The 21,789-nt window shown below is 70.7% G+C and carries 26 protein-coding genes and 1 tRNA gene; 15 read left to right on the top strand and 12 right to left on the bottom strand.

Annotated elements, in window-relative coordinates; translation table 11 throughout:
• Nucleotides 1–9: 9 nt before the first annotated feature.
• The 4 genes from purE to EFJ44_RS12690 all read left to right on the top strand — a co-directional run bounded on the left by purE (nt 10) and on the right by EFJ44_RS12690 (nt 4,324).
• Nucleotides 10–498, top strand: coding sequence for a 5-(carboxyamino)imidazole ribonucleotide mutase (gene purE, locus EFJ44_RS12675; RefSeq protein WP_125257591.1), 489 nt, complete (start codon nt 10–12; stop codon nt 496–498).
• Nucleotides 499–1,578 (top strand): 5-(carboxyamino)imidazole ribonucleotide synthase, encoded by a 1,080-nt coding sequence (locus tag EFJ44_RS12680; RefSeq protein WP_125257592.1) that lies wholly within the window; start codon nt 499–501, stop codon nt 1,576–1,578.
• Between the two features lie 96 nt (nt 1,579–1,674).
• Nucleotides 1,675–3,504: an SGNH/GDSL hydrolase family protein gene (locus EFJ44_RS12685; protein ID WP_125257593.1), complete on the top strand. Its 1,830-nt coding sequence runs from the start codon at nt 1,675–1,677 to the stop codon at nt 3,502–3,504.
• Between the two features lie 205 nt (nt 3,505–3,709).
• Nucleotides 3,710–4,324, top strand: a complete 615-nt coding sequence (locus EFJ44_RS12690) for a M23 family metallopeptidase (RefSeq protein ID WP_125257594.1) — start codon at nt 3,710–3,712, stop codon at nt 4,322–4,324.
• Here the strand turns inward: EFJ44_RS12690 and EFJ44_RS12695 are convergent, their stop codons facing one another.
• The gene (locus EFJ44_RS12695) at nt 4,325–4,723 is read right to left on the bottom strand and encodes a hypothetical protein (RefSeq protein WP_125257595.1); all 399 of its coding nucleotides are present in this window, start codon (nt 4,721–4,723) and stop codon (nt 4,325–4,327) included.
• A gap of 159 nt (nt 4,724–4,882) precedes the next feature.
• Here EFJ44_RS12695 and EFJ44_RS12700 point away from each other — a divergent pair, with 159 nt between their 5' ends.
• The 4 genes from EFJ44_RS12700 to EFJ44_RS12715 are packed head-to-tail and all read left to right on the top strand — an operon-like array spanning nt 4,883 to nt 8,469.
• Nucleotides 4,883–5,848: an ABC transporter ATP-binding protein gene (locus EFJ44_RS12700; protein ID WP_125257596.1), complete on the top strand. Its 966-nt coding sequence runs from the start codon at nt 4,883–4,885 to the stop codon at nt 5,846–5,848.
• Nucleotides 5,845–7,254 carry an ABC transporter permease gene (locus EFJ44_RS12705; RefSeq protein WP_125257597.1) on the top strand — a complete coding sequence of 470 codons (1,410 nt, stop codon included), beginning with the start codon at nt 5,845–5,847 and terminating at the stop codon, nt 7,252–7,254. The genes EFJ44_RS12700 and EFJ44_RS12705 overlap by 4 nt, the downstream gene beginning before the upstream one ends.
• Before the next feature lie 4 nt (nt 7,255–7,258).
• On the top strand, nt 7,259–7,837 hold the full coding sequence (locus EFJ44_RS12710) for a DNA-3-methyladenine glycosylase I (protein WP_125257598.1): 579 nt from the start codon (nt 7,259–7,261) through the stop codon (nt 7,835–7,837).
• Nucleotides 7,834–8,469 carry a ribonuclease HII gene (locus tag EFJ44_RS12715; protein WP_125257599.1) on the top strand — a complete coding sequence of 212 codons (636 nt, stop codon included), beginning with the start codon at nt 7,834–7,836 and terminating at the stop codon, nt 8,467–8,469. Before EFJ44_RS12710 ends, EFJ44_RS12715 begins: the two co-directional genes overlap by 4 nt.
• On the opposite strand, the gene EFJ44_RS12720 is transcribed toward EFJ44_RS12715, so the two are convergent.
• The 11 genes from EFJ44_RS12720 to EFJ44_RS12770 all read right to left on the bottom strand — a co-directional run bounded on the left by EFJ44_RS12720 (nt 8,466) and on the right by EFJ44_RS12770 (nt 16,979).
• Entirely contained in the window at nt 8,466–8,723 is a 258-nt protein-coding gene (locus EFJ44_RS12720) for a hypothetical protein (RefSeq protein ID WP_125257600.1), read from the bottom strand. The genes EFJ44_RS12715 and EFJ44_RS12720 overlap by 4 nt on opposite strands.
• Before the next feature lie 40 nt (nt 8,724–8,763).
• Complete coding sequence (locus EFJ44_RS12725; RefSeq protein ID WP_125257601.1) at nt 8,764–9,792, bottom strand: DNA adenine methylase; 1,029 nt, start codon at nt 9,790–9,792, stop codon at nt 8,764–8,766.
• 22 nt (nt 9,793–9,814) lie between these two features.
• On the bottom strand, nt 9,815–11,248 hold the full coding sequence (gene pyk, locus EFJ44_RS12730; protein ID WP_125257602.1) for a pyruvate kinase: 1,434 nt from the start codon (nt 11,246–11,248) through the stop codon (nt 9,815–9,817).
• Nucleotides 11,249–11,331: 83 nt separating this feature from the next.
• A complete protein-coding gene (locus EFJ44_RS12735; protein WP_125257603.1) occupies nt 11,332–11,898 on the bottom strand; it encodes an alpha-ketoglutarate-dependent dioxygenase AlkB in 567 nt (188 codons plus the stop codon).
• Nucleotides 11,899–11,924: 26 nt separating this feature from the next.
• Nucleotides 11,925–12,009: transfer RNA gene (locus EFJ44_RS12740), tRNA-Leu, on the bottom strand.
• 6 nt (nt 12,010–12,015) lie between these two features.
• Complete coding sequence (locus EFJ44_RS12745; RefSeq protein ID WP_125257604.1) at nt 12,016–13,431, bottom strand: M20/M25/M40 family metallo-hydrolase; 1,416 nt, start codon at nt 13,429–13,431, stop codon at nt 12,016–12,018.
• A 59-nt stretch (nt 13,432–13,490) separates the two neighbouring features.
• The gene (locus tag EFJ44_RS12750) at nt 13,491–13,730 is read right to left on the bottom strand and encodes a DUF3297 family protein (RefSeq protein ID WP_125257605.1); all 240 of its coding nucleotides are present in this window, start codon (nt 13,728–13,730) and stop codon (nt 13,491–13,493) included.
• Between the two features lie 64 nt (nt 13,731–13,794).
• Nucleotides 13,795–14,703 carry a MotE family protein gene (locus EFJ44_RS12755; RefSeq protein WP_125257606.1) on the bottom strand — a complete coding sequence of 303 codons (909 nt, stop codon included), beginning with the start codon at nt 14,701–14,703 and terminating at the stop codon, nt 13,795–13,797.
• 16 nt (nt 14,704–14,719) lie between these two features.
• Complete coding sequence (locus EFJ44_RS12760; protein ID WP_125257607.1) at nt 14,720–15,253, bottom strand: DUF6468 domain-containing protein; 534 nt, start codon at nt 15,251–15,253, stop codon at nt 14,720–14,722.
• Nucleotides 15,253–16,314, bottom strand: coding sequence for a flagellar motor switch protein FliM (fliM, locus tag EFJ44_RS12765; RefSeq protein WP_420897395.1), 1,062 nt, complete (start codon nt 16,312–16,314; stop codon nt 15,253–15,255). The genes EFJ44_RS12760 and fliM overlap by 1 nt, the downstream gene beginning before the upstream one ends.
• Entirely contained in the window at nt 16,311–16,979 is a 669-nt protein-coding gene (locus EFJ44_RS12770) for a flagellar basal body-associated FliL family protein (RefSeq protein WP_420897396.1), read from the bottom strand. The genes fliM and EFJ44_RS12770 overlap by 4 nt, the downstream gene beginning before the upstream one ends.
• Before the next feature lie 144 nt (nt 16,980–17,123).
• Here EFJ44_RS12770 and flgF point away from each other — a divergent pair, with 144 nt between their 5' ends.
• From flgF to EFJ44_RS12805, 7 genes are all read left to right on the top strand, one after another.
• Nucleotides 17,124–17,861, top strand: a complete 738-nt coding sequence (flgF, locus tag EFJ44_RS12775) for a flagellar basal-body rod protein FlgF (protein ID WP_125257608.1) — start codon at nt 17,124–17,126, stop codon at nt 17,859–17,861.
• A 15-nt stretch (nt 17,862–17,876) separates the two neighbouring features.
• Nucleotides 17,877–18,665, top strand: a complete 789-nt coding sequence (gene flgG, locus EFJ44_RS12780) for a flagellar basal-body rod protein FlgG (protein WP_125257609.1) — start codon at nt 17,877–17,879, stop codon at nt 18,663–18,665.
• The gene (gene flgA / locus EFJ44_RS12785) at nt 18,665–19,417 is read left to right on the top strand and encodes a flagellar basal body P-ring formation chaperone FlgA (protein WP_125257635.1); all 753 of its coding nucleotides are present in this window, start codon (nt 18,665–18,667) and stop codon (nt 19,415–19,417) included. Before flgG ends, flgA begins: the two co-directional genes overlap by 1 nt.
• 14 nt (nt 19,418–19,431) lie before the next feature.
• Nucleotides 19,432–20,175, top strand: a complete 744-nt coding sequence (flgH, locus tag EFJ44_RS12790) for a flagellar basal body L-ring protein FlgH (RefSeq protein ID WP_125257610.1) — start codon at nt 19,432–19,434, stop codon at nt 20,173–20,175.
• 142 nt (nt 20,176–20,317) lie between these two features.
• The gene (locus EFJ44_RS12795) at nt 20,318–20,782 is read left to right on the top strand and encodes a hypothetical protein (protein WP_125257611.1); all 465 of its coding nucleotides are present in this window, start codon (nt 20,318–20,320) and stop codon (nt 20,780–20,782) included.
• Nucleotides 20,783–20,820: 38 nt separating this feature from the next.
• Nucleotides 20,821–21,249, top strand: coding sequence for a hypothetical protein (locus tag EFJ44_RS12800; RefSeq protein ID WP_125257612.1), 429 nt, complete (start codon nt 20,821–20,823; stop codon nt 21,247–21,249).
• A gap of 15 nt (nt 21,250–21,264) precedes the next feature.
• Nucleotides 21,265–21,765, top strand: a complete 501-nt coding sequence (locus EFJ44_RS12805) for a hypothetical protein (protein ID WP_125257613.1) — start codon at nt 21,265–21,267, stop codon at nt 21,763–21,765.
• Nucleotides 21,766–21,789 lie beyond the last annotated feature (24 nt).

Below are 21,789 nucleotides of genomic sequence, written 5' to 3' on the forward strand. Positions count from 1 at the left end.
GGGCTCCGCATGACCGCAGCGGCTCAGGTGGCCATCGTCATGGGCAGCCGTTCGGACTGGCCGACGATGAAGCGCGCCGCCGACGCCCTTGACCGTCTGGGCGTGGCCTGGACCGCGCGGGTCGTCTCCGCCCATCGCACGCCGGACCGTCTGGTCTCGTTCGCGCGCGGCGCGGCGTCCGAGGGCTTCAAGGTCGTGATCGCCGGCGCCGGGGGCGCGGCGCACCTGCCCGGCATGGTGGCCTCCATGACGGAACTGCCGGTGATCGGCGTGCCCGTGCAGTCGAAGGCGCTGAGCGGCCTCGATTCGCTGCTTTCGATCGTCCAGATGCCGGGCGGCGTTCCCGTGGCTACCGTGGCGATCGGCGAAGCGGGCGCGACCAACGCGGGCATTCTGGCGGCCCAGATCCTGGCCCTGGGCGACGCGGAACTGAGCGGACGCCTGAAGGCCTTCCGCGAGGCCCAGACCGAGGCGGTCCACGAGACGGTCGAGGACTGAGTGGACGCCCTGCCCCCCGGTTCGACCCTGGGCATCCTGGGCGGCGGCCAGCTGGGCCGCATGCTGTCGCAGGCCGCCAGCCGGCTGGGCTTCGACGTCGTCATCCTCGATCCGGAGGAAAACAGCCCGGCGGGCCGCGTCTCGCGCGGCCAGATCGTGGCTCCATACGACGATCCGAACGCGCTGGACGTCATGGGCCGGGTCTGCGACGCCGTCACCTTCGAGTTCGAGAACGTGCCGGCCGCCTCGGTCGACCGCATCCGGGCCGGAGGCGCGCGCGTCGCGCCCGGCCCCTTGGCGCTGGCCGTCGCGCAGGACCGGCTGGACGAGAAGACCTTCCTGAACGGGGTGCGGGCCACCACGGTGGCCTTCCATGCCGTGTCGACGATCGAGGACCTGCATGCGGGCCTGGACAGGCTGGGGATGCCCGCCCTGCTGAAGACCCGGCGCGAGGGCTATGACGGCAAAGGGCAGGTCTGGATCAAGTCCACCAGGGACGCGGCGGAAGCCTGGGACGCCCTGGGCGGCCGGCCGTGCATCCTGGAGGCGCGCGCGGACTTCGTGCGGGAACTGTCGATCATCGCCGCGCGCGGCCCGGACGGATCGGTCGCGATCTATCCTCTGGGCGAAAACCGCCACGCGGGCGGCGTGCTGCGCACCACCGTCGCCCCGGCCGCAGTGGACGCCCGCACGGACAAGGCCGCCCGACGCATCGCCCGGGCCGTCCTGAACGGGCTGGACTACGTCGGCGTCGTCGGCATCGAGCTGTTCGACCTCGGCGAGGGGCGTCTGCTGGTCAACGAGATCGCCCCGCGCGTGCACAACACCGGTCACTGGACCCAGGACGGCTGCGCCTGCGACCAGTTCGAACAGCACGTCCGTGCCGTCATGGGCTGGCCGCTGGGCGCCACGCTCCCGCATTCGCGCGTCGAAATGACCAATCTGCTGGGGGACGAGGTGGATCGCTGGGCCGCCCTGTCGGGCAAGGCGGACCTCCGCATCCATCTGTACGGCAAGTCGCCGGCCCGGCCCGGACGCAAGATGGGTCACCTGAACCGCGTGCGCCCGCTGCAACACTGAGCCCAGGCTTCCCCAACGGCATCTTGCGCAAGGAAAATTCCGGCGCACACTGATCTCCAACGACCGCGAAAGTCGACGGTCGAGGGAGGATCATCGATGTCTCGTCTTCTGCGCACCGCCACGCCCGCGGCGCTGGCCGTCGCCGCCGTTTGCGGTCTGGCCTCGGCCGCCTCGGCCCAGAGCTATGGCCGTCTGGTCGTCTTCGGCGACAGCCTGAGCGACAACGGCAACCTGTACGCCGCCAGCTTCAACACCCAGCCGCCCGCCGCCTTCTACTTCAACGGCCGCTTCTCCAACGGGCCGGTGTTCACCGAGCTGCTGGGCTTCAACGCCGGCGTTTCCGCGACCGGCGCGCCGGTGACGGGCAGCATCAACTACGCCTACGGCGGCGCGCGCACCGACGCCTCAGCCTTCCCGCCCGGCATGCGCAATCAGCTGCTGGCCTACACCGGGGCCGGCGGCACCTTCGGCGCCAACGACCTGGTCAGCATCCTGGGCGGCGCGAACAACATCTTCCAGGGAATCGGACCGGCGGTGCTGTCCGGCACGCCGCAGCCGTTCATGCAGAACGTCGCCACCCTGGCGGCGGCGGACGTGAACTTCATCGTCAACAACGTGGCCACGGCCGGGGCCGGCACCATTCTGGTGACCAACCTGCCCAAGCTCAGCCTGACGCCGCAGTTCCGCTCCGGGCCCAACCTCGCGGCCGCGCCGCTGGCTGACTTCGCCGTGACGACCTTCAACGGGGCCCTCTCCACCGGGCTGTTCACCACGGCCGCGGCCCGTCCGGGCACCAACATCATCCTGATGGACATCTACAAGATCGGCGACGTCATCGCCGGCAGCCCCGGCAGCTTCGGCTTCACCAACGTGGTCGACGCCTGCTTCAACCAGACGACGCTGACGGTCTGCTCCTCGCCCAACACCTATTTCTACTGGGACGGAGTGCACCCGACGGCGGCGGGCCACGCCCTGCTGGCGACGCTGGCCGAGGACTATCTCTACTACGGCGACGCCGGCGCGAAGACGGCGCTGCAGGGCGAGACGGCCATGCGGTTCCGTGAGGACATGCTGGACGCCTCGTCCGAGGGCCTGTCCGGCTCGCGCGGCTGGGAGGCCGGCGCCGGCCTGACCTTCGGCGCGCTCTACGATTCGAGCGAGTTCGACGCCCGTGGCCTTGTGCCATCGGCGGATTCGCAAGGCTGGGGCGCGCGCGGCGGCCTGGTCTGGAGCCCGTCGGAAACGTGGCGCGCCTCGCTGTCCGCCTCGTTCCGCAACGCCGAGGTGACGTCGCCCGGCCAGACGTTCGACGTCGAATCGTATGCGGTGGACGTGGCCCTGGGCTGGCGGTCGGGCGACGTCTTCGCCAACGTCGCCGCCGGCGCGGGGGTGGACGACTATGAGAACATCACCCGGCAGACGACGCTCGCACCCATCGTCCACACGGGCGAGACCCGGGGGTCGAGCGTGGGCGCCCGCGCCCAGGCCGGCTTCTGGTTCGGGGGCGACGACTTCCGCATCTCGCCGCGCGCCGCCATCACCTGGACCTCGAGCGAGGTCGAGGGCTACTTCGAGCAGGGCGTGGCGGCGCAGTACCGCTACGAGGACCGCACGGTCACCGCGACCACGGCCGAGGCGACGATCCGGGCCGAGACCCACAAGGGCGGCACGACCATCTTCCTGGAAGGCGGCTATCGCGACGACCTCGACGACGGGTCGGACGCGGTCGGCACCTCGATCGCCGGCAGCCCCTCGCAAGTGCTGTATCGCGACGTCGAGGGTCCGTTCGGCGGTCACATGATCGCCGCCGCGGGCATCGAGGGCGACTGGGCCGGAATGAAGGTCGCCTTCGGCTATCGTGGCCGCTTCGGCGAGCACGCCGACAGCCATCAGGGCGGAATCCAGTTCACCATCCCGCTGCCCTGACGACTTCGTGATCTCCCGGGAAAGGGCGCGGGCACGGGGTCCGCGCCCTTTTCTCATGCCGGGTTCCATGGGTGCGACCGTCCGCCGCGCCCCGTGCCTCATTGTCGTCTCCCCACCCCCTATAACGACGGTTTCATCCGCGCCGGACCCGAGCGTCCGCCGCCCCCAGTTCGACGAACGCCACCGACAGGGAGACGCCGCACGCATGCGACGCCTTATGCCGACCGTCCGCCGCATTCTGATCCACACGGGTCAGGCCGCCGCTCTCGCCACCACCGCCGTGCTCGCCATGGCCGCCGCCCCCAACGCCGATCCCGACCCCGGGGTGGTCGAGGCCTCCGCCACGCCCGCCGCCGTGCCGGTGGTCGCCGTCGCCGAGCCCGCCGGGCCCGTGATGCGCGAAATCATGTTCCATGAGCCCGTGAAGGGCTTCGCCATCAACTCCCGCTACGGCACGCGCCATCTGCCCGGAGAGGCCGCTGCCCGGGCGCACAAGGGAGTCGACTTCGCCGCGCCGACCGGCACGGGCGTCTTCGTCGCCGCCGAGGGCACGGTGCTGCGAACCGGCTATCAGCCGACCGGCTTCGGCCGCTTCGTCGAGGTGCGCCACCCCAACGGCATGACGAGCCTCTACGCCCACCTGAGCCGCGTGGACGTGCGTTCGGGTCAGCAGCTGTACTCGGGCGAACGCGTCGGTCTGGTCGGTTCGACCGGCTATTCGACGGGCCCGCACCTGCACTTCGAGATCCGTCGGAACGGCGCGCACGTCGATCCCAGCCGCATCATCGGCCGGACGTTCGACGTCGTCGTCGAGGGCTGATCAGGCCTTCTTCGTCGTCACCTGCCCGCTGAGCCAGGCGCCGGCCAGAATGGTCAGGATGCAGGCCGCGGGGAACCACGTCGGGTGCCAGAGCGTGCTGATGTTCAGGAAGGTGCCGACCAGCAGCAGGCCCGCCGGAACCCAGGCGTGCCACCCGCGGCCCTTAGCGACCAACGAAGCGATCCAGCCGCCGGCGAAGGCGGCGAGGCCGTAGCCGAGGACGATCACGGCGAACTTCCACGCCGGCATGGCGCGCATGAACGCGGTCACGGCGGCCGCGTCGTTCCAGTTCATTCCAGTCGGCGGCGGGTCGATCATGTGGGTCAGCGCCTGCCACGCCATGACCACCGCGACGGCCACGACCGCGCCGACGACGGCGGCGAGACTCTTTTGAAGCATGTGCGGCCCCTCCCCGGCCGCCCGCACCATCGGATCACGCGCGCCCGCGGTCAATCCGCCGAAGATGACGGGGAATTCACGAACGGGACGCCGGCCGCGGTTGTCAAACGTCCTTTACACCCCTAGCCTTGATCCGAGGCAGACTTCAGGGGCGACGACATGGCGGCGGCACTCACGCTTGACGGCATCGGCAAGCGCTACGGCGAGTTCCAGGCGGTGCGCGATCTCAGCTTTTCGGTCGAGAGGGGCACGATCTGCGGCTTTCTGGGGCCGAACGGGGCGGGCAAGACGTCGACCCTGCGGATGATCCTGGGCCTGCAGCCGCAGACGGAGGGTCGGCTCGAGATTCTGGGCGCGCCCGACGGTCGCAAGGTGCGGGACCGCATCGGCTTCCTTCCCGAAGAGCGCGGGCTCTACAAGAAGATGACTCCCATCGACGCGATCGCCTTCTTCGGCGCGTTGAAGGGACTGCCGACGGGCGAGGGCAAGCGGCGCGCGCGGGCGATGTTGAAGGATCAGGGGCTGGAGCACGCCCAGACCAAGAAGATGAAGGAGCTGTCCAAGGGCATGGCCCAGAAGGTGCAGCTGATCGCCTCGGTCGTGCACGGTCCCGAGTTCGTGATCCTGGACGAGCCGTTCTCCGGTCTGGACCCGGTCAACCAGCAGGGGCTGGAGGCCATGATCCGCGGGCTGGCGGCGAACGGATCGACCGTCCTGTTTTCGACCCATGTGATGCAGCACGCCGAGCGGCTGTGCGACAAGGTCGTGCTGCTGGCGCGCGGCCGTAAGGCCTTCGAGGGCACGGTCGACGAGGCCAAGGCGACGACGCGTCGCTTCCTGGAGCTGGAGGGCGAGATCGCGGAGGACGCGGCGAAGGCCCTGCCCGGCGTGGTCGCGGTGGAGACCCTGCGCACAGAGGGCGCGGTCCGCGTGCTGAAGGCGCAGTTGGCGCCCGGAGGGCGCGGGCAGGACGCGTTGAAGGCCGCCTTTCTGGGCGGGCTGGACGTGCGCCGCTTCGAACTGCGCGAGCCGACGCTGCACGACGCCTTCATCGGCCTGACCGGCGACGACCCGGATCAGGACCAGACCGTCCGCCGCGAGACCGTTTCGGAGGCCGCCCGATGAACCGCACCCTGCTGATCGCCCGTCGGGAGTTCGCCGCCTACGCCAAGACCGTGGGCTTCTGGCTGTCTCTGCTGGCGTTTCCCATGTTCGCCGTGCTGGGCGGCGCCATCCCCATCCTGATGCGGACCTCGGAGCCGGTGCGGGCCGTCGTCCTGGTGGAGGAAGGTCCCGGGGCCCAGGGGCTGGCCGGATCGGTCCGCGACGCCCTGCGCGCCGACGCCGAACGCCGCGCCGAGAACGCCCGCCGGGCGCAGGAGCAGGCGGCCAAAGCCACCGGCATGCCCAAGGAGGCTGTCGCCGCCGCCGAGAAACAGGGCGGCGGGCTGAGCGCCTCGCTGAACCGTCAGCGCCTGCGCATCGTCGACACCCCGGCCGCCCTGGCCTCGGCCGCCCCCGGCGAGGCCCAAACCGAGGCGGCGCGGGACCTGCTGACGGCCGACGTCGAACGCGACCAGCGCATCGACTCGATCGTCTTCCTGACCCGCGACGCGACCGGCAAGCCGTCTGCCCGCGTCTGGACCCGACGCGCCACGGACGACACGGTGGAGGACTTCGTCCGCGACGCGCTGAAGACCACCAACCGCCGCGAGGTGTTCGAGGGCGCGGGCATCGACGGTGCGGTCGTAACCGACACCGAACGGTTCCGGCCCGAGGTGACGGCCTTCTCGCCGCAGTCGGTCAGCGGCGGCGAGGTGTCGTTCCGCGACCGTCTGCCGACCATCATCGGCCTGGCCTCGGCCTTCATCCTGTGGTCGCTGATCATCACGGGCGCCTCGATCCTGCTGAACAGCGTCATGGAGGAGAAGTCGAACAAGATTCTCGAGGTGCTGCTTTCCTCCGCCTCGGCCACCGAGATTCTGACCGGGAAGGTGCTGGGCGTCGCCTTGCTGACGCTGACGGTCATGCTGGTCTGGGTGGGCATCGGCGCGGCGGGCCTGATCGGGACGCGGCCGGACTGGGCCGCGGACGTGGCTTCGGTGATCACCGAAGGAGGCATGATCTGGTACTTCGTCGCCTACGCCGTCGGGGGCTATCTGATGTACGCGGTGCTGTTCGCCGCCATCGGCGCCTTCTGCGAGACGCCGCGCGACGCCCAGACGCTGATGGGGCCGATCATGATGATCCTGGTGATCCCCATCATCGTCGTGCAGATGGCGCTGCGCACGCCCGACGCGCCGCTGGTGAAGATCATGTCGTGGATCCCCTTCTTCACTCCCTTCCTGATGCCCGCGCGCGCGCCGGCCGATCCGCCGCCGGTGGAGGTGTTCGGCACCATGGCCGGCATGTTCGCGACGGCGCTGCTGATGGTCTGGATCGCCGGCCGCGCCTTCCGGGCGGGCGCCCTTTCGGACGTGAAGCTGAGCTGGAAGACCTTCGGCCACGCCATCCGCTCGGGCGGGCGCTGAAGTCGTGACGGCGGGTCGGTGCGCCTGGTGCGGGACCGACCCGCTGTACGTCGCCTATCACGACGAGGAGTGGGGCGTGCCCGAGCGCGATCCGCGCGCCCTGTGGGAGAAGCTCGTGCTGGACGGGATGCAGGCCGGGCTGGCCTGGATCACGATCCTGAGGAAGCGCGAGGGCATCCGGGACGCGTTCGATCAGTTCGATCCGGACGCGGTGGCCGCCTATGACGAGGCGGACGTGGAGCGCCTGCTGGCCGATCCGCGCATCATCCGGTCGCGCGCCAAGATCCGGATGGCGATCGACGGCGCCCGCATATGGGTGCGCATGCGGGACGAAGGCGAGGACTTCTCCGGCTGGCTGTGGAGCTTCGTCGGCGGCGAGCCGATCCAGCGCTCAACGGGGCTGGACGGCCACCTGACGCAATCCCCGGAGTCCGTCGCCATGGCCAAGGCGCTGAAGGCGCGCGGCTTCAAATTCTGCGGCCCGGTGATCGTCTACGCCTTCATGCAGGCCACAGGCATGGTCAACGATCACGTCGACGGCTGCTTCCGGCAGGCCGAGGTCCGTGGCATGTCGGGGGCATGACGGCCGCCCGCCCGAGACCGATTCCCACCCTGACGCTGGAGAAGACGCTGGCGAAAGCCGTCGGCGGCCTGATCTGCGGCGTCGACGAGGCGGGGCGCGGACCGTGGGCGGGGCCGGTGTCGGCGGCGGCGGTGATCCTCAACCCGCGCCGGGTGCCGAAGGGCATAGACGACTCCAAGGTCCTGACCGCCGCGCGGCGCGAGGAGCTGGAGGTCGAAATCAAGGCCAGGGCGGTCGCGTGGGGCGTCGGTTTCGCCTCCGTCGACGAGATCGCCGAACTGAACATCCTGCACGCGACCGGACTGGCCATGTGCCGGGCGATCGAGGCGCTGTCGGCGCAACCTGCCGCCGCTCTGGTCGACGGCAACTATCGCTTCAAGCTGCCCTGCGAGGTCCAGACGGTCGTCGGCGGCGACGGCCTGTCGCTGTCGATCGCCGCGGCGTCGATTCTGGCCAAGACGGCGCGGGACCGGCTGATGATCCAGCTGGACGCGGAGTTCCCCGGCTACGGCTTCGCCAGTCACAAGGGCTACAACGCGCCCATCCATCAGGCGGCGCTGAGGGAACTGGGCCCCTGCCCCGCGCACCGTCGCGGCTGGTCGCCGATCCGGGCCCTGCTGGAAAACGCCTAGAGCCGGAAGGCCGCGCCCATCATCACGCCGAGGAAGGCGCTGAACGCGCCGCCCGTGGCGATCACGACCCAGCGCGGCAGGGCGCGCAGTTCGTCCATCACGGAGGGCATCTCGTAGCCGTCATTGGCGGTGACGTCGTGGAAGCGGCGGGCCTCGGGCGCCTTCCACGCCACCGCGTCGAAGGCGTCGGCGGCGCGGCCGTACATGCGATGGGCGTACTGGCGACGTTCGGGGGTCATCGTCATCTGGTCCATGACGCGGAAACGGAAGGATTCCGCGTCCGGTTCCGAACCGTCAAGCCGCGTCGGCCAGATCGACGCGGCGGTCGGTGACGACGAACAGGTGTTCGACGTTGCGCAGGCGTCCCACGGCGCCGACCTTGTGGCCCTGCGGATTGTGGATGCCGATCCGGGCGCCGACGTAGCGCGGGCGCTCGATCTCGACGACCTGCACCTGCCCCTTGGCCGACAACATCTCGGTCAGGTCGCTCCGGCTCAGATAGCCCTCGTCGTTGAAGCTGACGATCAGGTTCGGCGCCCGCAGCCGCTCGACCACGGTCGCCAGCGCGGGGCCGATGCCCGGACGGCTGTTGAAGGCGCTCTTGCGGGCCTTCACGTCGATCCGCTTGTTGGCGACGCCGTAGACCTCCGGCTTGTCCCAGCGGATCAGGCTCTCCCAGCAGTGATAGTTCGCCAGATAGCTGTGCTGGTTGTAGGGCGGGTCGAGGTAGACGAGGTCGGCCTCGACGTCCGCCGCCGCCTCGACGGCGTCCCTGCAGGTGGCCCGGCCGACGCCCGGCAGCAGGTCCGGCATCCGCAGCTGCAGCGGTTTCAACGCGCGCGGCGCCCAGCGCTTCATGTAGGCCATGTGCACCCCGGCGGTGCTGTCCACCCGGTCGGCCGCCTCCATGAGGGCCACCAGCGCGATGGCCTCCAGCTCCGGCTCGAGCGCCATCTGCGCGATCCGCTCGCGCATGGCGTCGATGCGGGCGCCGTTGTCGGGATGAAAGAAGCGGGCGTCCTCGCAGAAGGTGCGGGTGAACCAGCCCGGCTCGGGCTTCACCGCCGCCAGTTCGGAAAGAGCCCGCTCGGCGGGGCCCAACCAACGGTCCCGGTCGGCCTGAACGTAGGCCGTGGCGAGTACATGGGCGTAGGCGTTGTGATCGTTCGAATGGACCGCGAAGCCTTCGCGCTTCAGCGCGTGCCCCACGCGGGCCGAGCCGCTGAACAGGTCGCAGACGCGGCCTCCGTCGGGCAGGCGCCCCCGCACCGCATGAACGATGCGGTCCAGCAGCGCGCGCTTGGAGCCGAGGTATTTGATCACGCGGAACCCTCGGGGCCCGCGGTCAGCGCTTGCCCTTCTTCGCCGGAGCATGGGCCAGGCGGAGCAGATTCGCAGCCCCCGGGGCGCCGAAGGGGGTGCCGGCCAGGATGAGGATGCGCTGGCCGGGCTGGGCGAGGCCGTACTCCATGGCGGCGGCCACGGCGTCGTCGGTGACCTCCTCCAGCGAGGACGGCTCCCGCCCCAGCCGAGACTCCAGCCCCCAGACCAGCGCCAGCCGACGCGCCGTCGACGCGTTGGGCGTCAGCGCCAGCACCGGTTGCAGCGGCCGCTCGCGCGCCATGCGCCGCGCGGTGCCGCCAAGGGTGGTGAACACCACGACGCAGGCGGTCGACTGGGCCTCGCCGGCCTTGCGCGCCGCAGCGACCAGGGCGTCGGCGTCGATGTCGTCCATGCCGGCGTGTTCGGCGTCCATCAGGCTGGGCCACATGGGGTCGCGCTCGACCCGCTCGATGATGCGGCTCATGACGCCGACGGACTCCAGAGGATAATCCCCCGACGCCGTCTCGGCCGAAAGCATCAGGGCGTCGGCGCCCTCATAGGCCGCATTGGCGACGTCGGAGGCCTCGGCGCGCGTGGGCGCGGGCGCGGACGTCATCGACTCGAGCATCTGGGTGGCGACGATCACCGGCACGCCGCGCTGGCGGGCGGCGCGGATGATCTGCTTCTGCGCGACCGGCACCTCCTCCGGCTCCAGCTCCACGCCCAGGTCGCCGCGCGCGACCATCACGCCGTCGCAGTAGTCGAGGATGGAATCGAGCTGGGCCAGAGCCTGCGGCTTCTCGATCTTGGCCAGACAGGCCGCCTTGCCGCCGACCAGCCGCTTCAGCTCGGCCATGTCCTCGGCCTTCTGCACGAAGCTGAGCGCCACCCAGTCGACGCCGATGCGCAGGGCGAAGGCCAGGTCCTCGCGGTCCTTGGGCGTCAGGGCCGAAACGGGGATGATCGCCTCGGGCACGGCCACGCCCTTGCGGTCCGACAGCTTCGAGCCGCTCTCGACCTCGACGTCGGCCCAGTCGTCGGCGCGTTGGCCGACGCGCAGGCGCACCCGGCCGTCGTCGAGCAGAAGCAGCATGCCGGTGCGCAAAGCCCGGAAGATCTCCGGATGCGGCATCTGCACCCGCGTGGCGTCGCCGGGCGTGGCCTCGAGGTCGAAGCGCATCCGGTGGCCCGGCTTGATGTCGATCTCACCGTCCGCAAACTTGCCCAGACGCAGTTTGGGCCCCTGCAGGTCGGCCAGAACCCCCAGCGGCCGCTTCAGCGCCATCTCGGCTCCCCGCACGGCCTTCAGCGCGGCGGCGTGATCCTCATGGCTGCCGTGGCTGAAGTTCAGGCGGAACACGTCCGCCCCGGCCTGGGCCAGCGCCTTGACCGTGCCCGGCGCACGGCTGGCGGGCCCCAGGGTCGCGACGATGCGGGCGCGGCGGGCTCTGTTCATTCGGCGGTCCTGAGTGACGTCACGCCCTGCATGCCGGGGAAAGCGCCGGCGGGCAAAGCCGGTTCGCGGCCGGAAACACGAAGTTATGGCCGGAGGGTGCGGAAGGTCACGGAATAGCGCAACGCCGCGCCCGGCGCGATGGAGTGCTGCCACCGCGTCCGCGCCGGCCCGTCGAGCAGATAGGCGGAGCGCGGCTCGACCGTCAGCGCCGCCCGTCGCCAGCGCTCGCCCTCGCGCAGCCGGAAGCGCAAGTTCGCCGGAGCGCCGAACGACAGGCCGACGACCCTGTCGAACTCCGGGCGGTCGCGGTGCCAGCCGATGCCGGCGCCGGGGGCGTACTCCGTGACCAGCACGTGACCGAAAGCCTCGGGCGCGACGCCCGCGAACGCGGCCGCCGCCTCCCGCGCCGGTTCGAGGAGGGCGGGAAGCGGAGCCGCGTCACGCAGGCGAGACGCGCTGAAGTCATAGCGCGCGCCATAGGACACGATGCGGCGCAGGCCCTTGAAGCCGTGGAAGTCGAAGGCCTGGAACGGCAGGTCGGCGAACCCGGCCATGATCGCCCCCGCCGCGTCGGGCGGCAGGACGCCCTCCGCATAGGTCAGCCCCCCAGGCAGGACGGGCGGCGCGGCGAACAGATCGGACTGGGCCATGGCGGCTGAACGCCCGGCCGGGCCGATGGTGCGAGCGGCGGGGGTCGAACCCGCATGACCGAAGTCGAGGGATTTTAAGTCCCTTGCGTCTACCAGTTTCGCCACGCTCGCCGAGGGCTACTGCGCCGGACGCAAGGCCCTGAAGTCCACATCGGAGTTGGCCAGCAGCCACAGAAAGGCGGCCCAGGCGGCGACGTTCTGGTCCATGGCCTCGGGATCGATCCGGTCCAGCACGTCGTCGGCGGTGTGGTGCCAGTCGAAATAGTCGGTGCCGTCCTGGTTCAGGCGGAAGGCCGGGACGCCCATCGCGACGGTCGGGCCGGTGTCGGGCCCGCCGCCGGTCGCCGGCGCGCCGTCCCAGATGATGCCCAGCGGCGCCAGCACGGCCATGGCCGCCTTCTGGAAGTCGGTGCTTCCCGCACCCGCCGGCAGGGCCAGGCTGTAGATTGGTCCGGCGCCGAAGTCGCTCTCGCTGATGGCGACGTGGTTCGGCATCGCGTCGCGGCGGCGCTCGGCATAGAAGCGGGCGCCGGCCAGGCCCTGCGCGGGCGGCGGCTGGCTGACTTCTTCCGCGCCCCACCAGACCACGCGGATCGTGCGGCGCGGCTTGACCGGCATGTCGGCGATCAGGGCCAGGGCCGCGGCGGTGATGGCCACGCCCGCGCCGTCGTCGATGGCGCCCGTGCCGAGGTCCCAGCTGTCGAGGTGCCCACCGATGACGATGACCTCGTCGGGGTTCGTGCCGACCACTTCTCCGATGACGTTCTGGGACTTGCTCTCGCGACCGTATCCGCTGGTGGAGGTCAGGCGCAGGCGGATCGGCTGGTCGGAACGGGCCACGATGCGGCGCACCTGATCGGCGTCGGGCGGGCTCATGGCGAAGGCCGGCACCTGCCCCTCGCCCACCGTGGTGGCGCCGGCGTGGGCGAAGCGGTGGTCGTGGGTTCCCAACGACCTCAGCACGAAGGCGACCGCGCCACGCTTGCCGGCCTCGATCGGCCCGCGCCCGCGGATCGGCGAGGTGGCGCCGTAGCCCCGCCCGTCCTGGGCCTGCACCGTGTCCTGCAGCACCATGGCGATCTTGCCGGTCAGGGAGCCTTCTGGCGCGTCCAGCAGTTGCTGGAACGTCTCGAACACCACGACCTCGCCCTCGACGCCGCCGCGCGGCGTGGCGGGCGAGCCGCCGAGAGCCACCACCACCAGCGGCTGCGGGAAGGGCGCGAGGATTTCGGCGGAAGCCGTGCCCCGCTCCCAGTACGCCAGCGGAAAGCTCTCGATTTCGACGTTGGCGAAGCCCAGCTCGCGGAACAGTTCCGCGCCCCAGGCGGCCGAGGCCTGTTCGGACGGCGAGCCGGCGAGACGAGGGCCGAACCGCGTGGTCAGGTCGCTGACGATCTCATAGCCGGCATTGTCGGCCAAAGCCCGGTCGCGCAGCTGGACGGCCTGGGCCACGACCTCGGGCGACTGGGACAGGGCGGGCGTCGCGGCCAGCGTCAGGGCGGACAGGGCGACGGCGGCGAACGATCGGATCAAGGCGCATCCTCCAGCGAGGACGCAGGCGTAGCGCGATCCGTCGCCGGACGGAACGGGGATCAGCCGTTCTGGAAATAGGGCTCCACCGGCCCCTGCAGCTTGACCGTCAGGGCCTTGCCGCGACGATCGACCCGGTTGCCGACGGCCAGGCGGACCCAGCTTTCGGACACGCAGTATTCCTCGACGTTGGTCTTTTCCTCGCCCTTGAAGCGGACGCCCACGCCGCGCGCCAGCACGTCGGCGTCGTGGAAGGGGCTGTCGGGATCGACGGACAGGCGGTCGGGAGGCGTGTCGGACATGGCGGCGCGGTCTCAAGCAAAGGGTCGGGGCGGACGCATAGCCGCCCCTCGCGTTCACGCCAACCTATTCGACCGACTGGCGGGGTCGCTGGGGCGGCTCTGCGGAAGAGGCGGCGGGCGCGGTCTGCGGCTGGGACCGGGCGGGCGTGCTCTGCGGCGGCCGGCTCTGGCTGCGGCGCGGCGTCGGCGCCGGTCGCGTCGATTGCTGGCGCGCCGGGGAAGTCGCGGCGCGCTGGGCCGGCGGCGGGGCCGTCGTCGTGGCGGCCGGCGGCGTGCCAGCGCCGGACGCGGGGGTCGTCGCCGCGGGCGTCGTGGGCGGGGCCGAGGCCGGCGCCGTCGCGGCGGCGGCGCGGGCTGCCAGCGGCGCGGACTGGAATCGGGCCGCCAGCTTCTCCGTCAGGGCGCGGGCCTGGGCCGGCGGCATCTGGGCCATGATGGCGGCCAGGGTGCGCGGCCGCATCGCCGCCGCGACCGGCAGCAGCACCGAATCGTCCAGCTGGGTGAAGACGGCCGCGGCCTCACGGGGACGCATGGCGGAATAGACGGCGACCAGGCGGTCGGTCTCGGCCTTGGCCTTCTCGTCGACCTGGCCCAGCAGGCCCTCGACCTCGCCCTTCACCTTCTCGAGTTCGGCCGTCTGTTCGGCCAGCTTCTGCTCGGCGGCGGCCAGCAGGGGCAGCATGGTGGCGAAGTCGGCGTCGCGGGCGTCGAGCTCCTTGCGGCGATCTCCCAGAGACGAGATCACGCGCAGTTCGGCGGGCGAGATGCCGATCTGGGCCGCCAGCTGCTCCTCCGACAGGGCGCAGACGGCCGTCGCAGAGTTGGCGTTCGCCGTCGCGGCGGCCGGCGCGGCCTCTTCGGCCCACGCCACCGCCCCCTCGAACAGGCCCGGCGCCACGCCGACGGCGCGGACCAGGATGACGCCGCCCACGGCGACGGCGGCGAGGGGCAGGATGCGGGGCAGCTTGCTCATGCGGGAACGCGTCCGGTCAGGCGGCGAAAAGGTCGTCGTCCTGGGCTCGCACGGTCCGGTTAGGGATCCGTTCGGACACAGGGTTAGCGGTCATGGCGCGCACGATGGCGGCGACGTCGTCCCGGCCGGCCCCGGCGCCCGGTCCGGCCAGGGCCTGAATGCGCTGGGCCAGAGAGGCCATGCGGTCGGCGGGTTCGGGCGAGGTGGCCGCAGGCGCAGGCCTTTCGACGCGGCGCGCGGCGGCCGGCGGCGCGGCGGGGTGGCGCTCGGGCAGGTCCCCTCCCCGTGCGATCAGCTTCTCCAGCTCGCCCTTGAGCTCGCGCGCCCTGACGATGCGGTCGTGCAGCAGGTCGGTCTCCTGTCCCGCCGCACGGAGGGAGGCCAGCGCGGCCTCGGCGCGGCCGGCCGCCTCGTTCAGCTCGGTCACCGCCCCGGCGAAGGCCAGCTGGCCCTCGCGCAGGACCTTCAGCCGACGCTCCAGCCGGACGCCGAAGCCGACGGCGCAGACCAACAGCAGCATCAGGACCGAATCCATGACCAGACCGATCATCAGAAACCTCCCTTGGTCAGACCGGCCGCGGCGTCTTTCGAGATCGGGCGTTCGACCCGGACCGCGATGTGCGCGCCCTTTCGGCCCATCTTGCCGACGGTTAGCGGGATCTGGCCGGCGCGGATCGAGACGTCGCTGTCCGGCGTGGCGTTCAGCATCAGGGTGTCGCCGACCTTGAGATTCAACACCTCGGACAGCGGAACCTGGTGCTCGTCCAGGACCGCACGGACCTCGGTCTGGGTCGTCCAGAGCTCGCTGGCCAGGTGGCCTTCCCAGATGTTGTCGCGCCCGAACTTCTCGCCCATGAACTGCTGCAGCAGCATCTTGCGGATGGGCTCCAGCGTCGCATAGGGCAGCAGCAGCTCGATGCGCCCGCCGCGGTCCTCCATGTCGACGCGCAGCTTCACCAGAATGGCGGCGTTGGCGGGCCGGGCGATGGCGGCGAAACGCGGATTGGTCTCCAGCCGGTCGAGGTTGAAGTGCACCGGCGTCAGCGGCTCGAACGCCTGCTGGGCGTCGTGCAGCACGACCTCGACCATGCGCTGGACCAGCACCCGCTCGATGGTGGTGTAGGGCCGGCCCTCGATGCGCAGGGCGGCGGTGCCGCGCCGGCCGCCCAGCAGCACGTCGACGATCGAATAGATCAGGTTGGAATCGACCGTCAGCAGGCCGTAGTTGTCCAGCTCCTCCGCCCGGAACACCGCCAGGATGGCCGGCAGCGGGATCGAGTTCAGATAGTCGCCGAAACGGATCGACGAGATGTTGTCCAGCGACACCTCGACGTTGTCCGATGTGAAGTTGCGCAGGGACGTCGTCATCAGCCGCACGAGGCGGTCGAAGACGATCTCCAGCATCGGCAGCCGCTCGTACGACACGAGGGCCGAGTTGATGATGGCGCGGATGCCGGTGCGGTCCGACGCGTCGTCATCGCCCAGGTCGAACCCAAGAAGGCTGTCGATCTCGTCCTGGTTCAGCACGCGCTCGGGCACCAGCCCGCCGCGGTCGGGCTCCCCGCCGAACGGGTCCGAGGTTTCCAGATTCTCTGCGGTCGCCGCGCTCACTGGACCAGCATCTCCTCGATAAGCACGGCGTCGATCTTGCCGGGCGCCAGGATCAGATTGACGCGGCGAGCCAGTTCGGAGCGCAGCTGGAAGCTGGCGGCCGAGCCCTGCAGCTCCTCCGGGCGCAGCTCCCGCAGGAAGGCCTGCAGCATGTCGTGCAGGCGCGGCATCTGGGACTGGATGACCTCGGCCTGGTGGGCGTCGGACATCTCCAGGGTCAGCTTCAGCTTCAGAAAGGTCGGGCGGCCGTCGGAGGCCTGCACGTTCACGACCATGTCGGGCAGCGTCAGGAAGGTGACGCCGTCGGGGCCCTCGGTGATCTTGCCCAGGGCCGGATCGGCCTCCGCCTCCCCCCCCTTGCCGTGCCCGCCCTTGGCGTCCTTCTTCTCGTCCTTCTTGCCGTGATCGCCGCCCTTTGCCTCGCCGTGGCCTTCCCCGGCGGCGGCCGGCTTGGGCTGCATCAGGAAGAAGGCCGCGCCGCCCCCGCCGCCCAGCAGGAGGACGCCGGCGCCGATGGCGATGAACAGGATCGGCAGCTTCTTCTTCTTCGGCGCGGCTTCGCCGTCGACGGCCCCCTCGCCCTCGACGACCGCGGGGACGTCCGCCCCGCCCTTCTTCTTGCCGAACTTCAGCATCGAATCCGCCCGCACCGTTCCGTCGGTCATTTCGGCCGGACTTGGTTAACGCGCCGTTTAGAACCGGCAGAAGCTGCCGGGCGCCGACGTCGCGATCCCGCGCTGATCCAGCGAATCCGGGGCCGGCCATGTTGGCACGGGCATTGCGACGAGGTTGTGCGAAAGGAGCCGCCCGTGGAAAACGCCGCCTACGTCGGACTGTCCCGCCAGATGACCCTGCGCCGCGAACTCGACGTCGTGGCGAACAACATCGCCAACGCCGAAACGACCGGCTTCAAGGTCGAACAGCTCCTTGTCGGCACCGAGGTGGGCGAGCGCGCCCGCAACGATTCGGTCCGACCGGGCGTCAGCTTCGTGCTGGATCAGGGTCTGGGCCGCGACTATTCGCAGGGCGCCCTGGAGCAGACCGACCGCACCCTGGACTTCGCCATCGAGGGCGAGGGCGCCTTCTTCGTGGTGCAGGACGGGGCGGGCGAGGCCTACACCCGCGACGGCGCCTTCACCCTGGACCCCGAGGGCCGGCTGGTCAGCGGCCAGGGGCGGCCTGTTCTCGGCAACGGCCAGGAGATAGTGCTGGACCCCGCGCTGGGCTCGCCCTCGGTGGCCGCCGACGGGACCATCAGCCAGAACGGCGTGCAGATCGGTCGGCTGACGGCCGTCCGCTTCGACACCCTTTCGGTGCTCGAGAAGGGCGGCGACGGCCTGTACCGCAACACCTCCAACGCCCAGCCCGTCGAGGCCGCGGACGTCCGCATCCATCAGGGAATGCTGGAGGGATCGAACGTCAATCCAATCCTTGAGATCACCAATCTGATCGAGATCCAGCGCGCCTACGAGCGGATCACGAAGATGATCGAAAACGCCAACGACCTGTCGCGCCGCTCCGTCGAGCGGCTGGGCAAGGTCAACTAAGAGAGGGAGCCCACCATGCGCGCTCTTCGCACAGCCGCCTCGGGCATGGCCGCCCAGCAGACGAACGTGGAGGTCATCTCCAACAACATCGCCAACATGAACACGGTGGGCTTCAAGCGTCAGCGCGCCGAGTTCCAGGACCTGCTGTACCACAACGTCGAACGCATGGGCGCGACCTCATCCAGCGCCGGAACCGTGGTGCCGACCGGCATCCAGATCGGCGCGGGCGTGAAGACCGGTTCGGTCTATCGCATCACCGAGCAGGGCACGCCGACGCAGACCGGCAACCGCTTCGACCTGGCCATCGACGGCAAGGGCTATTTCCAGATCACCCTGCCCTCGGGCGAGACCGCCTTCACGCGGGCGGGCAATCTGAGCCTGAACGGCGAGGGCCAGATCGTCACCGACGACGGCTATCTCCTGGAACCCGCCATCAGCATTCCGCAGGACGCGGTCGACGTGTCGATCTCCAAGTCGGGCGAGGTCCAGGTGATCGTCTCGGGCAGCCCGGAACCGCAGGTCGTCGGCACGATCCAGATCGCCACCTTCTTCAACGAGGCCGGTCTGGAGGCCGTCGGCGACAACCTGCTGCTGGAAACGGCCGCCTCCGGCCCGGCCACCGTCGGCACGCCCGGCGACCCCGGCTTCGGCCAGCTGCTGCAGGGCTACACCGAGGCGTCGAACGTGGACGCCGTGTCCGAGATCAGCGCCCTGATCATCGCCCAGCGCGCCTATGAGATGAACTCCAAGGTCATCTCCACCGCCGACGAGATGATGGCCGTCTCGGCGCAGGTGAAGTCGTGATCCGCGCCCTGATCGCCGCTGCGGCCCTGCTGGTCTCCGGGCCGGCCCTCGCCTCCGACGTCACGCTGAAGGCCAATCCGGTCGACGACGACGGTCAGGTCACCCTGGGCGAGGTGTTCGACGGCGCCGGGTCGGCGGCGTCCGTGGTCGTGGCCCGCCGCGTCGGGCCGACGGTCGTGATCGAGGCCGGCACGCTGCAGGCCAGCGCGCGCCGCGCCGGGCTGATCTGGGCCAATCCGCAGGGGCTGCGGCGCGTCGTGGTGCGCGAAGGGGCCCCGGCCGCCTCCGGCCCCGTCGGCGCCGCCCCTTCCGCACGCCGCGCCGGACCGACCGTCGAGGCGCTGACCTATGCGCGCAGCATCGCCGCCGGCGAGGTGATCCAGCCCGAGGACGTGATCTGGGCGCCGATGCAGAACCATCTCGTTCCCGCCGGCGCGCCGCAGGACGTCGACGCCGTCGTCGGCATGTCGGCCCGCCGCGCCCTGCGCTCCGGCGCCGCGGTCCAGCCCAACGATCTGACGGCTCCGAAAGTGATCAGCCGCAACGAGATGGTCACCGTCACCTACTCCGCCCCGGGGGTCACCCTGACCGTCACGGGCCGGGCCCAACGCGACGCCGCGCGCGGCCAGCCGGTGGCGATCACCAATCTGCAGTCGGGCCGCACCATCGACGCGGTCGCCGTCGGCCCCGGCCGTGCCGTGACCGGCCCCGCCGCCCAGGCCGCCCGTTCCAATCCCCAAGCGTTCCAGTGATGGGAAGTCCGCACATGCGTCTGAAGAGCCTCGCCGCCGCCCTGCCCCTGCTCGCGCTCGGCGCCTGCTCCACGGCCATGGAGGCAGTCCGGGGGCCGGAACTGGCGCCCATCGGCTACCCTGCCGCCCTGGTCCCGGTCGAGCAGCAGTACCTGGCCGCGCCGCAGGCGGCCTACGGCTCCGCCCCCCAGGCGGCCAGCGCCAACAGCCTGTTCGCGGGCTCTTCCCGCAGCTTCTTCGGGGACCAGCGCGCCCGCCGCGTCGGCGACATCCTGACCATCGAGATCGACATCGACGACCGGGCCCAGACCTCGAACAGCACGGTGCGCAGCCGCTCGAACGAGATTTCGGCAGGCGTCTCGAACTTCTTCGGTCTTGAGAACAGCCTGGGCCAGGCCTTTCCTGGCGGATTCGACCCCGGGAACATGGTCGGCATGGGAGGCGAGTCCAACGCCCAGGGCACGGGCAGCGTGAATCGGTCGGAGCGGGTGAACCTGACCATCGCCGCCGTCGTCACCGCGGTTCTGCCGAACGGCAACCTCGTGATCCAGGGTCGGCAGGAAGTGCGCACCAACCGTGAAGTCCGCGAATTGACGGTCGCCGGCATCGTGCGGCCCGAGGACATCTCTTCCGCCAACGTCATCCAGCACGACCAGATCGCCGAGGCGCGCATCAGCTACGGCGGCCGGGGCGACATCAGCCGCGTGCAGGCGACCCCCGCGGGCCAGTCGCTGGTGGAGCGGTTCAGTCCCTTCTGAACGGCGCTGCCGCTCGCCAAGCGGTCGCGCGCCACGTGAGCCGCGGGGGTTGCGAATGGAACGCAGCCCCGCCGCGCCAACGGCCACGCTGAAACTCTTAACAGAAACTCGCGTTTGGCCAGTCAGACGCGAGTTTTTTGCCATGCTGAAGTATCTGATCCCCGTCGCCGCCACCCTGTCGCTGGTCGCTTTCGCCGCCCAGAGCCGGTCCGAGGCCGTGATCGACGAGACGCCGCTGGAAGGGCGCCTGGCCTGGCACCTGAGCCATGAGGGCGAGACGGCCAAGCTGGCCTATGGCGTGGCCCATTCCGATCAGATCGTGATCATGCTGACCTGCGCGCCGGGCGACCGCCAGGTTCAGGCCTTCGGCGTCGTCACCCCCACGGGCGCGGCCGTGCAGGAAGGCCCCGTGCCGGTCGATCCCCTGACGGGTCTGGCGATGAGCGACGTCGCCGTGGACATCGACTCCGAGGCCCTCACCTCGCTTCGCGATCGCGACGGTCTGCCGGTCATGGGCGAGGCAGGTCCCGCCGACCTGCCCGTCACGCAGGGTGACAAGGCCGTGATCGACGGCTTCTTCTCCCATTGCGGCGCGACGCGGGCCTAGGGCTCTGCTAGCTTGACCGTTCAGCCGGGGGGCCGGACATGATCCTCGCCATCATCGCGACCGTCGGCGCGCTCGCCCTGCAGGGCCCACGCGACGGCTGGACGTGGACCCTCTACGAGAGCGGGGACAACCTGGTCCTCGCCAACGAGATCCCGGACACCGAGCACCTTCGGGCCACGCTGGAATGCGACGCCGGTTCGGGGGCGGCGACGGTCCGCATCTACGGCTTCGGCCAGGCGGCGGAGTTTTCCCAGCTGCGCGCGGGTCGCGCGACGGCGCAGTCGCAGTCAGACGCGGACGCCGACGGATCTCTGGGCGTGGGCCTGCGCATCGACCATCCCGTCTTCGCCGCCTTCAGCGCCGGGGGGCGGCTGGACGTCAGTTCGGGTGGACGCGCGGGCGCCGTGGCGGTGAACCGCGCCAACCTTGCCAAGCTGCGCCGCTTTGGCGAACTGTGTGCGGGCTGACGCGCAGAGGTCCTCATGTCCCCCATCCGCCTGTCCCTGCTCGGGCTCGCCGCCCTGTCGGTCGCAGCGTGCGCGTCGGTCGAGCCGGCAGGCCCTCTCCCGACCGACGCGTCCGCGCCCCAACCGCTGGCCGGACACGACTGGTTCGGGGCCACCGACGAGGGGATGGCGCACCTGACCTATGGGCGGGCGGAAAGCGACGACGTCTGGCTGACCCTCAGCTGCGCCGCGGGCTCGGGCCGGCTGGCGCTGACCCAATACACCGGCCCGGACGACGGTACGCGCATCGCGCTCGAATCCGGCGGCGAGACCGAGAGCTGGCCCGCGACGCGCGAGCCGGACGAGATGAACGGCGGCGTCTATCTGACGGCCCAGGCGGACGCCGACACGCCGGTGTTCCAGAGGTTCCGCCGCGTGGGCTGGCTGGCCGCCTATGGAGACGGCTGGCGCGAGGCGATGGTGGTCCAGCCGGGCTCGGCCCCGCGCGTCGAGCGCTTCTTCGCCGCCTGCGGCTGACTTGACCGCGCGCTGACCTCCGAC

The sequence above is a fragment of the Brevundimonas fluminis genome, from assembly GCF_003934285.1.
GTDB classification, from domain to species: domain Bacteria; phylum Pseudomonadota; class Alphaproteobacteria; order Caulobacterales; family Caulobacteraceae; genus Brevundimonas; species Brevundimonas fluminis.